The following is a 15,278-nucleotide window of genomic DNA, read 5'->3' as shown; positions in this document are numbered from 1 at the left end:
GCGCTTGCGCTGCCAGAGCGAACAGCAGAACTCTGGCTACAGCAGCGCACTGAACTTATCGGGCTTTCAGCAAAGATTGCACCCGGGTTCGTACGAACTGGATATGACTGCGCAGACCATATAATTCTTCTGCATACGACAAGGGAACGCTGATGCGGTTCACCTTGTCTTCGATTTCATCAAGATAATTCAATTGCTTTTCCAGCGTCGCTTTTTTATCTGAACTGCTCAGGTTATCGATGATCTGCTCGACCGTACGTAACTGCCCGTACCAGCGATAAATTCTGGAGCGGATACGCCAGACGTACAAAGGGGGAATGATTTTGGATAAGGGCAAAAACAAAGCCCCCAGCGCAACGATGACTACCCACATGCGCTCGATAAAATTTGCGACCCAGAAAGTCAGATAACGTTGCAGCACCGGCGCACCGTTCTTATAGAATTTTTCAGCTTCGCCCGACACCGGAATTTCGGTGTAACGATCGGAAGGAAATTCACCCTGCTTACTCAGCCAGTCGGCACGGCTGTGAATTTTAGCCGCTGCCTGCAACAACAGACCGGTCAATGCCGGATGCAGACTTTCGTGCGCCACCAGCGTTGCTGTCGGTGAGATCAGATGATAATCGCGGGCAGGCAAATCCAAGCCGATATCGACGATGCCGCGCGGCAAAGTCACTTGCGAAAGATAAGGAAAACGGCGGGTATAGGCTTCCGCCTGCACAAAATCAAATAAGCGCACACCAGGCGTCTGCAACAACATCTGTACCAGCGGCGCATCACTGGCGATGCTGAATACCAGCACATCTAACTGCCCCGCCAGAAATGCCACTGTCGCAGGCGTGTCATCAAGATGCTGGAAACTGACATCGCCGGCACTCATGTTATTCACCGATAAAATCTGCTCGAAAATACGGCCAACACCGGTACCGTCGGGGCCGACATTAATGCGTCGCCCTCGGAACTGGCTGATGGTCGTGAATTCTTTTTTATCGCGGTAAAAAATCCAGATCGGTTCGTAAAACAAACTGCCGAGCGACACCAATCCTTTTTCCGCCGCTTCCGTACGATCGGTTGAGCCGCTACGCACGAAGCCGACTTCGATTTCCGAATCTGGGTCACTGATGCGTTGCAAGTTTTCCTGTGAACCTTGCGAGGTTTTAAAGCGTAGCTGAATCTGATTTTTTGCTAACTCCGCAGCATATAACTTGGCAAAACGTTCGTAAGCACTATTTTCCGGACCGGTGGAAATGTCGATAATGCGCGGCGGCGCCGGATCCACCAGCCAGAACCCGAGGCCGCAAACGATCAGCACCATCAGCGTCACCGGACCAAACGCGATGATCAGGTCGCGCAGCGAAAACAGGGTGAACTTGATCTTTTGCATCAGGCGTCGGAACTCAGCGGTACCGGCACATATTCAGATTGAAAATGATCGAGGCCTGCGAGCATTTTTATAAATGCGGCTTCCACCTGTGCAGGATCACCTTTGACGCCCAGCTCGATATGTCGGCGCTGCGTCTCTGTGCCAACGCTGGGCAGACTGAAGACTTTAATCAGCGGAAATTCAGCTTCCAAAGCCTCCATTAACGGCGTCAGTACAGACTCTATTGCTTCGTATACCAACACGGCTTTTTCTGCTCTTGCCTGTTGATGAAACAGATGGGAATAATGCGTGTCCAGCACCCACTCTATCATCGGCCAGGCCATCACCGGAAAGCCCGGAACGAAATAATGCTGACGTATCGCAAAGCCGGGAATTTTGTTGTAAGGATTCGGAATCAGCGCCGCACCTTGCGGAAACTCGCCCATCTTCAGGCGCTGCAAATGATCGGGGCTATTCAGATCCACGGTCTTACCGGCCTCCGCCGCCATTTCCAGTACCCGTTGCTGTATCAGTGTCTTCGCTTCAGTATGTAATTCCAGCGGCAGATTCAGTGCTGCGGCGGCACATTGACGGGTGTGATCATCCGGTGTCGCACCGATGCCGCCAGTCGAAAAAACGATATCGCCGCTGGCAAAACTGCGTTGCAGGGTTGCCGTAATCCGTTCGCGGTTATCACCGACGTACTCAGCCCAATCCAGTTGCAGACCGCGCGCATTCAATGCGGCGATCACTTGCGGCAAGTGCTTATCCTGGCGTTTCCCTGAAAGAATTTCGTCACCGATGATGATCAGACCGATAGCCATATGCGTTCCTTTGTTGGAATTCGTGATGCTCTTATTGTACAAGAGCAGACGATGCTGCTGCCCGCTGTTGTGCCAGCGCCGCCAGACAATAGTGCTGGAACCACAGACCGGAAAAAACAAATACCAGCACATACAACCAGATCGCAAATCCAGCGATCACCGGCAAAAACATTACCGCCATCACACCGCCCAGCCACAACAGACCCGGCGCGGCACCGAATATACCGGCGACCGTTCCCATCAGTAATAAAGACCAGCGATGCTGTTTCATCAGTGCGCGACGTTCATCAGCATCGGCATATTCAGCCAACGCGTCATAGACGATCACGCGATAAGTGAGCCAACCCCATAACAAGGGTTGCAATACCAGACTCACAGGTGGAAATAAAGTCAGCGGTAACGTCAGCAGCCAGACAACTGCAAAAATCACAAATGAACTGAGTGAATACCCTATGCTTCCGAGCAAAGAACCACCATGCCGTTGTTCCAGTTGCGGATAATGGCGGGACCCGACATGTTTGCTGATCGCAGGCATCGCAAACAAGCCTATGCACAATAAAGCTGTAAACACCATCAGCGGTAACAACAGCCACATCGCCACCAGCGGCACCACCATCGCTTTTAATGTGAACAAGCCTATCATTCCGAGGATGTCACCAGCGGTCTGAAAACTGTTGTGATCGGCAAACCATAGTTGCAGATAATCGATCAGCGCCTGCAGACCAAACCACATGGCGACGCTCCAGATCAACAGCGCAGCCAGAAATGGAATGAAGGTCAGTAACAACATGCGAAAGTGTAATTGCGCCGCAACCGCTCTCCCCCATGCAATACCCACCGCAGCAATATTCATGAGTGCGTTTCCTTTTCCATACCGGTCATGCGTTTGAGCCCCAGCCATTGCTGCGCCCAGAATCCACGACCATAATCGCGGGAACATCCTTCCGGTGCAGGCAACTGATCACGAATGCCGGTCTCGGCATATTCTTGACTGAATAAGGCTGTGCCAAACAGCACATCCCATAGCGGAAATAACACAGCAAAATTATGCCCGCCCAAGGTGCCTTTGCCTTGCGTTTCATGCCCCAGACCAATCGCGTGATGCATGCGGTGATAGCGTGGCGACACCAGTAAATAATCACCGAACCGGCCGAAATGCAGGCGCACATTCGCATGCTGCAGACTCTGCAACATCTGCGATGCCATCACCAGCATCACATACTGACCGGGCTCCACGCCAATCACAATCGCGATCATGCCCATGTAAATATCACGCAGGAAATCATCCAGCAAATGATTACGGTTATCGCTCCACAGATTCATATTGCGCTGGCTGTGGTGCAGACTGTGCAAACCCCACCACCAGTTGAACTGATGGCTGGCGCGGTGATACCAGTAATCAAAAAAATCCAGCACAAACAGATAAGCAATAAATAGCAAGGCCGGATATTGCAAGAAACCTGACCACAGATTTTCCAGATTAAAAGGATTGACGCCCTGCAAATGCAAGACCGCTGTCAGATGATCAAATATCGGTGTCAGCAGAAAAAACACCGCCATCGAAAACGCGCCCAGGCGATGCAAGGCGGTATAAATAAAATCGTTCCAGCGGGCGTAACGGTCGGAGATCTTATGTACCGGTATCCAGGACTCCAACGGGCGCAAGATCAGGAACAAAATAATCAGTTGTAATACACCGAAGATAAACCACTCAACACCCTCAAATGAATCTTCCACATATTCACCCAGCCCGACATAAAACATCGTCGGCTGCACGATGGCTTGAAAAATCCAGGATTGCAGGTTGGTCAGTAAATCTGAGAAGTAAGCAATGAAATTCATTATTTGCCAGTGGTGTAAGAAGGATGCTCGCGTAGCGTAGCAAAACAAAAGGATTTTTGCTCAAGCCCGGTAATTAATGGCTCCAGATTTTCCGGTGCCCAGGCCTGCTTGCGCGACCAGATGCCGAGGTGCGCCATGAAAATATCGCCATCACGTAAATGATCCAGTGCGCGTTTTAACAGCAACACATTACTGAATTTTTCGCTGGATAATTCATCGCCGGAAAAACCGGCAGGCGCCCATGCGACATGATGGTAACCGCAAGCTTCGCCCGCTTTCAATAAATTCGGTGTCAGCTTACCGCCAGGCGCGCGCCAGTAGGGATCAAGTTGCTTACCGGTCAGCTGCAGAAAACGCTGGTTCACACGACGCAATTCGCTGCAATATTGTTGCGGCGTCCACGTCAGTTTTTTTCCTGCATCAGCGCCGAACTGCGGGCGTACTTCAATCCGGCCATCAGGCAAATCACCGATCACATAAACGTGATCGAAAGTGTGCGACCCGAACGCATGGCCTTCATTTGCCAGCGTTTTCCAATAGGGAGCCCACGATGGATCGAGAGAATAATCGTCACGCACCGTTTTTTCGTTCGCCAGAAAAAAGGTGGCCTTGATCTGATGGCGACGCAGTGTTGCCGCAATCAATTCCGCCTGCGACTGGCTGCCGGTATCAAACGTCAGATAAATCGTTCCCTTACATGCGGCAGAATGAGCGGCAGCGGTCGCAGCGACAGCGCTGATCTGCACCGGCAGAATCAACGCTGCCAGTGCGGCTGCAAGGTAAGGATGGTGCTTAGATGTTGCCGGCACGATTGGCAAAGAAAACGCCATGTGGGGAGCGGCCAACCGGAATCAGCTTGATGACTTTTCTGGAAGGAATATCCACGACCGCTACTTTTTTAATCCAGCGCAGAGTCGCCCACAAAGTCTTACCATCTTCACTGACTTCCATGCAATCAGGGCCGCCGGGAACAGGAATACTGCCGACCATTTCCAGCGTTTGCTGATCCAGAATATTAATTTCATTCGAGGTACGGTTCGACACAAACACATGACGCTTATCGCCCAGCGCACGGAAATTATGCGTGCCGACACCAGCTTTAATCCGCTTGACGGTTTTTTGTGTGCGCCAGTCAATCACTTCAACGTAGTCTTTCCCCATGATGCCGACCAGCAGATATTTATCATCCGGCGTCATCACGATACCTGCAGGCAGCTTGCCGACAGGTATCGTCCATTTTACTTTCTGGGTCGCCAGATCAATTGCCGACACCTGATCACTGCCCTGCTGGGTAATAAACACCGTCGTGCTGGCGGCATCAAATGCCATGTGGCTAGGTAATTTTGCCAGCGGCACACGGTTCACCAGTTTCAGATCCTGCCCATCGAATTTATAGAAATCGACGCGATCAAGGCGCAGCGAATTCGAGATAAACCATTTCTGATCCGGTGAAAAACCGATCTGATACGGATCAGCAATATCCTTGATGCGACGCTGGATCTGACCACTCTTAGGATCAAGAAATACCAGCTCATCACCAATCGCATTCGCCACAATCAGGGATTTATTATCCGGCGTCGCCATCAGATGATGCGGCTCTTTACCGATAGGAAAGGTACTGATTTCTTTGTACGTCTGCTGATCCAGCAAACTGACCGTCGCGTCACGCGAATTCAGCACGACCACGACATTTGACTGCGCTGCCGGTACAACCGCAGGAACCAATAAACCAAAAAACAGAGATGCCAACAAAGAACGACTACGCATGAAAGAAGACCGCCAATAAATGAATCAAGTCTGCATTTTACCGTGCATAGTCGTCAACGGCTTAGATCAGGCTTGCTGTTTTTTTACTTTTCGGCCGATATTGAGAAAAATCAAGGCGGCAACTTTCACTCGGGAAACACCGCACCACGAAGAAAAGGGCATCATCCGGGCAGATTCCAGCGCCGGACTCTGTTTTTGCTCTACAATTGCGCCACTTTTTTGACAAATTAAGGGGAAACCATGAGCACAATTACTACCGTCAGCGGTCTGCAATACGAAGATAAAATCGTCGGTGAAGGCGCAGAAGCACAAGCAGGCAATCACGTTGTCGTTCATTACACAGGCTGGCTGCAAAATGCCGACGGCAGCGCTGGCGCGAAATTTGATTCCAGCAAAGACCGCAATGATCCTTTCTCTTTCCCACTCGGCGCTGGTCACGTGATCAAAGGCTGGGATGAAGGCGTACAAGGCATGAAAATCGGCGGCACCCGCATCCTGACCGTCCCATCCAGCCTCGGCTACGGCCCACGCGGCGCCGGTGGCGTGATTCCACCAAATGCGACTTTGATTTTTGAAGTAGAACTGTTAGGCGTTTAAGCACTGGCTGCGCTGAAAATGGCCTGAAAACAGCCTTTTTGGCCCTGTTTTTGCCATTTTTCAGGGAGTATCCGATTCAATTGCGAACATCTCTTTATAAACAAAGGATGTTAGCGATGCCAAAATACATACTCCCCGGGAGTATATGAAAAATCAGGAATAAAAAAGCGACGGCCATTTTGACCGTCGCTTTTTTTATGTCTGCCTATGTCTGCTGCTGTATTCCTATGCCTGCAACGCCGCAGAGGCAGCATCGCACTCAGCTTATTCCTTGATGAAATGCTGACGGTAATACTTGAGTTCTTCGATGGATTCAACGATGTCGGCCAGCGCGGTGTGTTTCTGGTGCTTTTTAAAGCCTGTCGATAATTCCGGTTTCCAGCGGCGGCACAGTTCTTTCAGCGTCGAGACATCCAGATTGCGGTAGTGGAAAAATGCCTCCAGCTTAGGCATGCCGCGCGCCATGAAACGGCGATCCTGACAAATCGAGTTACCGCACATCGGCGATTTACCGGCTGGCACATACGGTTTCAGGAACGCGATCAGGGCTTCTTCAGCATCGGCTTCGCTGAACGTCGATGCTTTGACTTTATCGATCAGGCCGGAGCGGCCATGTGTGCCTTTATTCCAGGCGTCCATTTTGTTCAGCGTTTCATCCGACTGATGGATGGCAAATACAGGGCCTTCTGCCAGCACATTCAATTGCGAATCCGTGACTACCACAGCCACTTCGATAATGCGGTCATTATCAGGGTCAAGGCCGGTCATTTCCATGTCCACCCAGATCAGATTCATTTCATTTGGGCGTGCAGGCGGTGTGTTTGCTTGAATGTCGGTCGCTTGTGACATAATTCTTCCTTAGCTTTTTTACGAATGTCACATTTTCCCATGATTTCAGTCGCCTTTTCGGTTTTCTTCATTTCCTTTCTGCTGGTCACGCTACTGGTGCAGTTCTGGCTGGGCTCGCGCCACATTCGCCACATACTGCAACACCGTTCTCAGGTGCCTGCGCAATTTGCCGAAAAAATCCCGCTGGCAGCGCATCAGAAAGCCGCCGACTACACCATCGCGAAGACGAAACTGGGTCTGGTTTTACTGATATTTAACGCGCTTGTCCTGATCGGCTTCACCTTGTTTGGCGGCTTGCAGTGGCTGTCTGTCACACTGGTCAAAATCACCGGCCCGGGCATGTGGTATCAGATCAGTCTGATCGCCGCATTTGCTGTGATCAGCAGTTTGCTGGAACTGCCATTTTCGTATTACTCGCAATTCGTGCTTGAACAGAAGTTTGGCTTTAACAAAATGACGCCGGGCCTGTTCTTTGGTGACCTGCTAAAAAGCACGCTGCTGGGCGCGGTGATTGGCCTGCCACTGATCTGGGTGGTGCTGACGCTGATGGATAAATCCGGTGCGTTGTGGTGGCTGTATGCGTGGCTATTCTGGAGCGGTTTTCAGTTATTGATGATGCTGATTTACCCCAGCGTGATCGCACCGCTGTTTAATAAATTCACCCCTCTGGAAGATGATGGTCTGCGTGCGCGTATCGAAGGCCTGATGCAGCGCGTCGGTTTTGCCTCCAAAGGCTTGTTTGTGATGGACGGGTCTAAACGCAGCGCCCACGGCAATGCGTATTTCTCAGGGTTTGGCGCATCTAAACGCATCGTCTTTTTTGATACTTTGTTGTCGCGTCTGGCGCCGGCTGAGATTGAAGCGGTACTCGCGCACGAACTCGGTCATTTCAAATTAAAACACATCGTCAAACGTATGCTGGTGATCTTTGGTATGTCACTGGTTTTTCTGGGTTTGCTGGGCTACCTGAAAGAGCAGATCTGGTTTTATACGGGGCTTGGTGTTGAACCTATGCTGCTGGCAAAAAATGATGCGATGGCGCTGATTTTGTTTATGCTGAGCGTGCCGGTATTCACCTTCCTGTTTTCGCCGCTGACTTCGATCAGCTCGCGCAAACATGAATTTGAGGCTGATGCCTTCGCCGCCAAACATACCGATGCCAATGATCTGGTTGCTGCATTGGTGAAACTATATGAAGACAATGCGTCTACCCTGACACCTGATCCGCTGCATTCTGCTTTTTATGATTCGCATCCCCCAGCGACGGTACGGATTAACAAATTACTGGCGGCATCTTCAGCCGCGTAATTTCATGAATAACGTCAAAAATAATATCAGGAACAACCATGATTAAAACCGCCGATCTGCTAGCTAAAAAATCACAGGAAACCTTCACCGGATTACCGGAATCGGAATTACCTGCTTATCTGGCTGCCACGCCGGGCTGGGCAGTCGATGGCGCGCGTATCGCCAAAACTTATCAGTTCAAAAATTATTACGAAACACTGTCGTTCATCAACGCGATTGCGTATGTGATTCACGCCGAAGACCATCATCCGGAACTGGTCGTCACTTACAACCGCTGTGTGATCCGCTTTGACACGCATACGGTGAACAGCGGTAAAGGCGGCATTTCAGAAAACGACTTCATCTGTGCCGCTAAAATCGACGCCATTTTTGAGCAAAGTTTTTCCTGATGGCGCATCTACAAGGTCTGGTTATCGCTGCACATGGTCGTCATTACCTGATACAGGCAACGATCAACGGCGAAGTACAAAAACTGCATTGCGTCACACGTGGCAAGAAAAGCGATGTCTCTGTCGGTGACGTGGTTGAATTCGCTCTGACGTCGAAAAATCAGGGCGTGATCGAAGCGATTACGCCGCGTAAAACCTTGCTGTACCGCTCAGATCAGTACAAGTCAAAAATGCTGGCAGCGAATCTGACCCAGCTATTGATTGTAGTCGCGACAGAGCCCAGCTTTACTGACGATCTGGTCTCGCGGGCACTGGTTGCGGCAGAATCTTCCGGCATCAAGCCACATCTGATTCTGAACAAAGTGGATGTCACCGAATCACTGCCGAAAGCGCGTGAACGTGTCGGCTTGTATGCGAAGCTAGGCTACCCGGTGCATGAAGTATCGGCTAAAGCCGATCCTGAAGGCACTCGGATGACAATGGAAAACCTGATGCGCGGCCAAAGCACGATATTGATAGGCCAGTCGGGCATGGGGAAATCCTCGCTGATTAATCTGCTGATTCCCGATGCGGAAATCGCCACCCGTGAAATTTCGGCAGCGCTGGATACCGGCAAACACACGACGACGTTCACCCGTCTGTATCAAATGGATGAAAACTCGTATGTGATTGATTCGCCGGGCTTTCAGGAATTCGGTCTGCATCATCTGAGTGAAGGCATGCTGGAACGGGCGTTCCCGGAATTTTTACCTCATCTGGGGCACTGTAAATTCTACAATTGCCACCATCACGCCGAGCCTGGCTGCGCAATTCTGGCGGCAGTAAAAGAGGGCAGTATCGCCGCTATGCGGCACGAGCTGTTTGAACAACTCGTGCATGAATCGGCACAAACGGTCGGTTACTGATCGCTACGGATTGCTGAATTTTTACGCTGACTTTTCCATTGAATTTTCCATTGAATTTTCAGCGTTGAATTACAGCTTGCCTTGCTTCAGGCTTTCCAGCCAGGCACGCTCTGAGGGTTTGAACGGCTTTTGCAACATGCGTTCTGGAATCTCCCACACTACGACTTTTGGCGGTTCCTGCTGCAATGCTTTGCTGTGCAGATAGGCTGAGGCAGAACCGTCAAAATCACCGCCATCTTTGGCCAGATTCGCTACCGGTGCCGCCAGATGCTGACTCAGAAACGGCACAAAATTACCGCGCAAGCTGAATGAGGTGCCGATTAAAGCTACCGCAGGCAATCCGCCGTCACCAAACAAATCGTCGCTGTTATTCGCGACTGGTGCCACGGTACTGGTCGCAGTCCTTTCAATTGCGGGACGTAAAGCAGCCGGTAATCCATCCAGATTGGCGACGCGGAATAAATCCCCCATGCGCTCTGCGATCACGGTTTTCACCGCACCTGCAGGAAGCTCCGCATTGAACTTATCAACCAGGCCAGCACTTTGCAAATGCCTGGCAATCGCTGCCGCCGCTGCATTCGCACCTGCCTCACTCCAGTGCGAATCGGTCCGGTAATAACGCTCACCACTGAAACTGCTCAGTGCAGGATACAGATCGATCACCTCAACCTGTTTTGCACGTAAAGCCTTAATCCAGTCATCGCCGCGTTGGGCAAAGCCCGCTGGCCGGTGCAGGCCACACAGATGCTGCTGTTCCACCCGTGATTTATCCGGAACGACCGCCACCACCAGTTGCACGCCTTGCTTTTTCAGGCTTTGCGCAATCTGTCCGACCATGTATGCGCGCGCATTTGCATTCTGTGCGCCGCCGTCAAATGTCGTCAGCTCTTCCTGTAAAAAAAACCAACCGTCACAACCGACACGCACATTCGGGCCTGCATCGCGCGCAAGATTCCATCGAACCGCCCGCTCAAATTTGGCAAATGTTTTACTCCATGAAAAATGTTCATTGAGCTGCGTCGTAAACATCCGCGTCGCTTCACCCTGAACAATCTTCTGCACGTCCCCCATCTCTCGCCACTTCTGCAGTGGCACTTCTTGCAAAGACGATACCGTCGCAACCAGGCCAGCAGCAAGTATCGCTGCAAACGACAAGGCTGGCACATAGCGCCACGCTCCGGCTTTTTTTGCATCAAAGGAAAAAGATTCGCTCATGTTTTCCTCTTAAAACTGGAAGTACAAAAATGGAATTGCCTTTTGCCCTGCCAGTACGATCACTGCATAAGCAAAGGTAAGTACTGGCCAGACCATACTCCAGCTCATAATACCGAGACCGCCCTGTTTCGCTATCCGGGTCGCAGGATAAACCACGCAAATCAGACCTATCACAAAGGTCAGCAAAATACCGGGACGCAAAGCCAGAATGATTTCATCACCGATACTCATACCGTTTAAACCAAGTTGTCCCGCCCACATGTCGAGCGCATTGTCGAAACCTGCGGCACGGAAGATCGTCCAGGCAAACATCACCGCCAACAAAGTCAGGCTGCGCGAAGCAAAATTGGGCATAGACCAGCCACGTTGAGTAAAAGCGCGATCACAGCACAGTGCGCTACCGTGAATGATGCCCCAGATCAGATAATTCCAGTTATCACCGCCATGCCATAAACCACCGATTGCCATCGTCAGCATCAGATTCACATAGGTGCGGATTTTTCCCTGGCGATTACCGCCGAGGCTGATGTAAAGATAATCCCGTAACCATGACGACAGGGTCATGTGCCAGCGCCGCCAGAAATCCTGTATCGACACCGCAAGATACGGGTTATTGAAATTTTCCTCAAAATGAAAACCCAGCATCAGCCCAAGGCCAATCGCCATTGCGCTATAACCGGCGAAATCAAAATACAGTTGAAACGTATAGGCAATACAGCCAACCCAGGCATCGCCAAAGCCGGGATTTTTCAAGCCAAACGCCAGTGCCACCACCGGTGCCAGCGTATCGGCAATCAAGACCTTCATCGAAAAACCAATCATGAAACGACGTGCGCCAAGCGTGAATTTTTCAAATGAAAAAACACGTTCGCGCAGTTCTTTGTCGATCACTTTATAACGGACGATGGGGCCGGCAATCAGATGCGGGAACATCGCCATATACGCACTGAAAGAAATAAAGCTGTACTGTGCGGGTACGGTCTTGCGACGCACATCCACGATATACGAAATCGCATGTAATACCGTGAACGACAAGCCTATCGGCAGCATCAGGTTTTCCCACGGTATGACGGGCATCTGCCGCCCCGTGAGTATGGTGTTGAGCGACGACACCACCATGTTGGTGTATTTGTACCAGACCAGCGACGCCAGATTCAACACTATGGTTGCCGCCATCAGTCGTGTTTTCAGGCGTTCATCATTGGTTCGGTCAATCAGGATCGCAGCACCCCATGCAAGGATGGTCAGCGCAATAATCAACAGCAGAAATTTAGGCGTCCACCATGCATAAAACAACCAGCTGCCAAACAACAAAGTGTGATTGCGATACTGCTGCGGGGTGACCAGATACAGCGCAAAAAACAGAGGCAGAAATAGCGTCAGAAACTCAAGAGAAGCGAATACCATGAGAAAAATCCTGATTCAGATCAGGAAGTGGAATCGCGTACAAAAAAAGTCTGACGACCTTTTTTCGCAGGAATCACGATAATGCTGTAGCGTTCACCCGCTTGCAATTGCGACATATCGACCGCTGCACCGGCAGCGTCAGTGCCACAATTCGCCTGCACTGTGAGCGCCACTGGGTTCACCAGACGGCGTTGTGTTGTGGCTGGTTTAACGCCTTCAAAAATCGTCGCGGCCTTGGCGCCCCCCGTCAGCGAGGCGGCAGCGCAACTGCTATCGACATTCATCAGAGAAATAGAAGAACGCATGGCATTGAAATCGGTTGGCGCTTCGCGCACCAGCATACTTTCAAGCGCCGTTCCTTTATTCAGGATGGTGACAGTAATAAATTCACCCGGCTTCGCCACAACTTCCACATTGGTTTTAGCGGCACCGACTTGCACACTGGCCTTCAGTTTATCGCCGGCCTTGACCGGATAAAACCGCGAAACACGGCTCTCATTTTTAACATCCAGACTCACTTTAGCGGCGCCGTTGACGACAACGGCCTTATCGCTGCTGGCATTCAAAAAGCGCACGAAGGATGAATCCTGACCAGGTCCGGTTTCATACAAAGGATTATCTGCGTAAGCGCTCAGAGACAAGACGGAAGCCAGGCAAGTAAGGATAATTTTTTTCATTTTGATGAATCAGTCTATGCGGTCAAAGACAAAGCCGACAATACAAACAGGCATCATGCCAGCCAAAAACACCCGTGCGCCACAGATAAAAATCTGGTGGCGCACGGCCGGTCAATCTGGATATTAACGTTTGATTGAATTCAGAATCGCAGGTGTGGCGATCGCATTACCGATCGCACTGCCCCAGGATTTATAGCCAGCACCGTCGAAATGCTGACCGTCAATCGTGCCCCATTCGCCAGGTTTAGACAGGCTGAGTGAATCGATATAAGTGCATGGCGCCACGATCTCAGACAGGTAACCAGACATTTCTTTGGCACGGGCATAAGTTTTATTGAATTTGCCGCCTTCAGTACCCCAGGCCGGGCCAACCCAGACGCAACTCACATTGTTATTTTTGACGCCTTTAGTCAGACGGGAAACCTGTTGCCAGACCCAGTTTTTTTGCAGTTCTGGCTGAGAATACGACGCCATCGTATCGCCATTCACCACAACCACCAGATTTGGTTTGTAGGTTTTGACCAGTTCATTGAACGGACGCGTCATTGCATCCTGCCCGGTTTTCACTTCAACCGGACCATCTTTCAGACGAACAGCACCGCCGCAAGAAGACTGGCTCTTTACCATCCAGTCACCGGCGGCGACGCCGCAGGCACCGAAAGAATAGACGACGGCACCTTTATTCATCAGATCATCGTGCAAAGTCGTGATCAGATAATCAGGTGTGGACATATGGCTATCGCCAATAATCAGGACGGTCAGTCCGGCTAAAAGTGCACTCATAATAATTAATCCGGGTAAATGTTGTTCAATACAAATGATCTGCCAGCTCAAATGCCAGTCAGATTAACGACAAATTCTCTGAAGAAACAAATTCTACAATCAGAGGCATTATAAATAGCTTACCGAGAACCAATGATGTCAGAACAATAAGATTATCAAGTAGAGTTACTTTTTTTTACTAATTCACGAAAATTAACAATTCCGCACGCAATCAAACAACATTTCAATATCGCAACAACAAAGCTGATTTTTCGCAAATAAATGTCAAAAGCGCCCACAAATTAATTTTCAAACCCGTCATCTTCTGAATTTAATATGGGAAAGCCGCTTTAATCCTTTATAATGAAGCAGTTATAACAGGCGGCAGCAAGCTCACTTGCTGCCGGTTTTATTTATGGCTATCAAACACTTCCTGCAATTTTCCGATTTCACGCTGACCGAATTTGAATATGTGATGCAACGTGCGCGCATCATCAAACAACGGTTCAAAGCTTATCAGACCTATCACCCTCTGCTCGACAGAACGCTGGTGATGGTTTTCGAGAAAAATTCCACCCGTACCCGTCTGTCATTTGAAGCTGGCATGCATCAGCTCGGCGGCGCGGCAATTTATCTGAATACGCGTGACAGTCAGCTTGGTCGCGGCGAACCTGTTGAAGACGCAGGTCAGGTCATGTCCCGGATGTGCGACATCATCATGATCCGCACATTCGAACAAGAAATGATAGAAAAATTCGCCGCCAATTCGCGCGTCCCTGTCGTCAATGGTTTAACCAACCAGCACCATCCGTGTCAGGTTCTGGCCGACGTGTTCACCTACATCGAACATCGCGGTTCTATCACGAGCAAAAAAGTCGCATGGATAGGTGACGCGAACAACATGCTGTATTCGTGGCTGCAAGCCGCCCAGATATTCAATTTCCATCTGCATATTTCGACACCCAAAGGCTATGACATGGATATGTCGCTGGTCAGCGCAGATCCGTCGCAGTACACCTTGTTCGACAATCCATCCGATGCCTGTGCCGGCGTTGATCTGGTGAATACCGATGTCTGGACCAGCATGGGTTACGAAGCCGAAAATCAGGCGCGTCTGCAAGCATTTGACGGCTGGATTGTGGATGAAGAAAAAATGGCTCGCGCCAATACGGATGCGCTGTTCATGCACTGTCTGCCTGCTCATCGCGGCGAAGAAGTATCAGCTGGCGTGATCGATGGCCCGCAGTCTGTGGTCTGGGATGAAGCAGAAAACCGTCTGCACGTACAAAAAGCTTTATTAGAATATCTGGTTGTTGGCGAAATCAGCTAAGCCGGATCAAGCACACACCGTTTTAAATAGACATTTTGAAAGC

Annotated in this window: 16 protein-coding genes and 1 pseudogene; 5 read left to right on the top strand and 12 right to left on the bottom strand. The window is 50.4% G+C overall.

What is annotated here, in order from left to right; translation table 11 throughout:
- Positions 1-55 precede the first annotated feature (55 nt).
- From H8K26_RS11220 to H8K26_RS11195, 7 genes and pseudogenes are all read right to left on the bottom strand, one after another.
- Positions 56-1,384: a TAXI family TRAP transporter solute-binding subunit gene (locus H8K26_RS11220; RefSeq protein ID WP_190479536.1), complete on the bottom strand. Its 1,329-nt coding sequence runs from the start codon at positions 1,382-1,384 to the stop codon at positions 56-58.
- Complete coding sequence (locus tag H8K26_RS11215; protein ID WP_190479534.1) at positions 1,384-2,187, bottom strand: competence/damage-inducible protein A; 804 nt, start codon at positions 2,185-2,187, stop codon at positions 1,384-1,386. Before H8K26_RS11215 ends, H8K26_RS11220 begins: the two co-directional genes overlap by 1 nt.
- Positions 2,172-2,384, bottom strand: coding sequence for a hypothetical protein (locus H8K26_RS18035; RefSeq protein ID WP_390366648.1), 213 nt, complete (start codon positions 2,382-2,384; stop codon positions 2,172-2,174). The genes H8K26_RS11215 and H8K26_RS18035 overlap by 16 nt, the downstream gene beginning before the upstream one ends.
- A gap of 5 nt (positions 2,385-2,389) precedes the next feature.
- Positions 2,390-3,040: pseudogene (locus tag H8K26_RS11210) on the bottom strand (EI24 domain-containing protein); the annotation flags it as partial.
- A complete protein-coding gene (locus H8K26_RS11205; protein WP_190479531.1) occupies positions 3,037-4,029 on the bottom strand; it encodes a sterol desaturase family protein in 993 nt (330 codons plus the stop codon). The pseudogene H8K26_RS11210 and the gene H8K26_RS11205, both read right to left, overlap by 4 nt.
- Positions 4,029-4,787 carry a polysaccharide deacetylase family protein gene (locus H8K26_RS11200; RefSeq protein ID WP_223826989.1) on the bottom strand — a complete coding sequence of 253 codons (759 nt, stop codon included), beginning with the start codon at positions 4,785-4,787 and terminating at the stop codon, positions 4,029-4,031. Before H8K26_RS11200 ends, H8K26_RS11205 begins: the two co-directional genes overlap by 1 nt.
- Before the next feature lie 34 nt (positions 4,788-4,821).
- Positions 4,822-5,796: a YVTN family beta-propeller repeat protein gene (locus tag H8K26_RS11195; RefSeq protein WP_190479527.1), complete on the bottom strand. Its 975-nt coding sequence runs from the start codon at positions 5,794-5,796 to the stop codon at positions 4,822-4,824.
- Positions 5,797-6,036: 240 nt separating this feature from the next.
- On the opposite strand from H8K26_RS11195, the gene H8K26_RS11190 reads away from it, so the two are divergent.
- Entirely contained in the window at positions 6,037-6,393 is a 357-nt protein-coding gene (locus H8K26_RS11190; RefSeq protein ID WP_190479525.1) for an FKBP-type peptidyl-prolyl cis-trans isomerase, read from the top strand.
- Between the two features lie 264 nt (positions 6,394-6,657).
- Here the strand turns inward: H8K26_RS11190 and orn are convergent, their stop codons facing one another.
- Entirely contained in the window at positions 6,658-7,242 is a 585-nt protein-coding gene (orn, locus tag H8K26_RS11185; RefSeq protein WP_186896698.1) for an oligoribonuclease, read from the bottom strand.
- Between the two features lie 39 nt (positions 7,243-7,281).
- Between orn and H8K26_RS11180 the strand changes: the two genes are divergently transcribed.
- The 3 genes from H8K26_RS11180 to rsgA are packed head-to-tail and all read left to right on the top strand — an operon-like array spanning position 7,282 to position 9,844.
- Positions 7,282-8,550 carry a M48 family metallopeptidase gene (locus H8K26_RS11180; RefSeq protein WP_190479523.1) on the top strand — a complete coding sequence of 423 codons (1,269 nt, stop codon included), beginning with the start codon at positions 7,282-7,284 and terminating at the stop codon, positions 8,548-8,550.
- Between the two features lie 38 nt (positions 8,551-8,588).
- Positions 8,589-8,939: a 4a-hydroxytetrahydrobiopterin dehydratase gene (locus tag H8K26_RS11175; RefSeq protein ID WP_190479521.1), complete on the top strand. Its 351-nt coding sequence runs from the start codon at positions 8,589-8,591 to the stop codon at positions 8,937-8,939.
- Positions 8,939-9,844 carry a ribosome small subunit-dependent GTPase A gene (gene rsgA / locus H8K26_RS11170; RefSeq protein ID WP_190479519.1) on the top strand — a complete coding sequence of 302 codons (906 nt, stop codon included), beginning with the start codon at positions 8,939-8,941 and terminating at the stop codon, positions 9,842-9,844. Before H8K26_RS11175 ends, rsgA begins: the two co-directional genes overlap by 1 nt.
- Before the next feature lie 69 nt (positions 9,845-9,913).
- On the opposite strand, the gene H8K26_RS11165 is transcribed toward rsgA, so the two are convergent.
- From H8K26_RS11165 to H8K26_RS11150, 4 genes are all read right to left on the bottom strand, one after another.
- Entirely contained in the window at positions 9,914-11,059 is a 1,146-nt protein-coding gene (locus tag H8K26_RS11165; RefSeq protein ID WP_186883215.1) for an alginate O-acetyltransferase AlgX-related protein, read from the bottom strand.
- Between the two features lie 9 nt (positions 11,060-11,068).
- Positions 11,069-12,466: an MBOAT family O-acyltransferase gene (locus H8K26_RS11160; protein WP_190479517.1), complete on the bottom strand. Its 1,398-nt coding sequence runs from the start codon at positions 12,464-12,466 to the stop codon at positions 11,069-11,071.
- 20 nt (positions 12,467-12,486) lie between these two features.
- Positions 12,487-13,143 carry an alginate O-acetyltransferase AlgF gene (locus H8K26_RS11155; protein WP_190479515.1) on the bottom strand — a complete coding sequence of 219 codons (657 nt, stop codon included), beginning with the start codon at positions 13,141-13,143 and terminating at the stop codon, positions 12,487-12,489.
- Between the two features lie 123 nt (positions 13,144-13,266).
- Entirely contained in the window at positions 13,267-13,926 is a 660-nt protein-coding gene (locus H8K26_RS11150; RefSeq protein WP_186883212.1) for an SGNH/GDSL hydrolase family protein, read from the bottom strand.
- A gap of 394 nt (positions 13,927-14,320) precedes the next feature.
- Here H8K26_RS11150 and argF point away from each other — a divergent pair, with 394 nt between their 5' ends.
- The gene (gene argF, locus H8K26_RS11145) at positions 14,321-15,235 is read left to right on the top strand and encodes an ornithine carbamoyltransferase (RefSeq protein ID WP_190479513.1); all 915 of its coding nucleotides are present in this window, start codon (positions 14,321-14,323) and stop codon (positions 15,233-15,235) included.
- The last annotated feature ends 43 nt before the right edge of the window (positions 15,236-15,278 follow it).

The organism is Cognatundibacterium aquatile (assembly GCF_014699135.1).
Taxonomy (GTDB): domain Bacteria; phylum Pseudomonadota; class Gammaproteobacteria; order Burkholderiales; family Burkholderiaceae_D; genus Undibacterium; species Undibacterium aquatile.
Note: the sequence above shows the minus strand (reverse complement) of the source record. Positions and strands in the feature narration are given on the sequence as shown.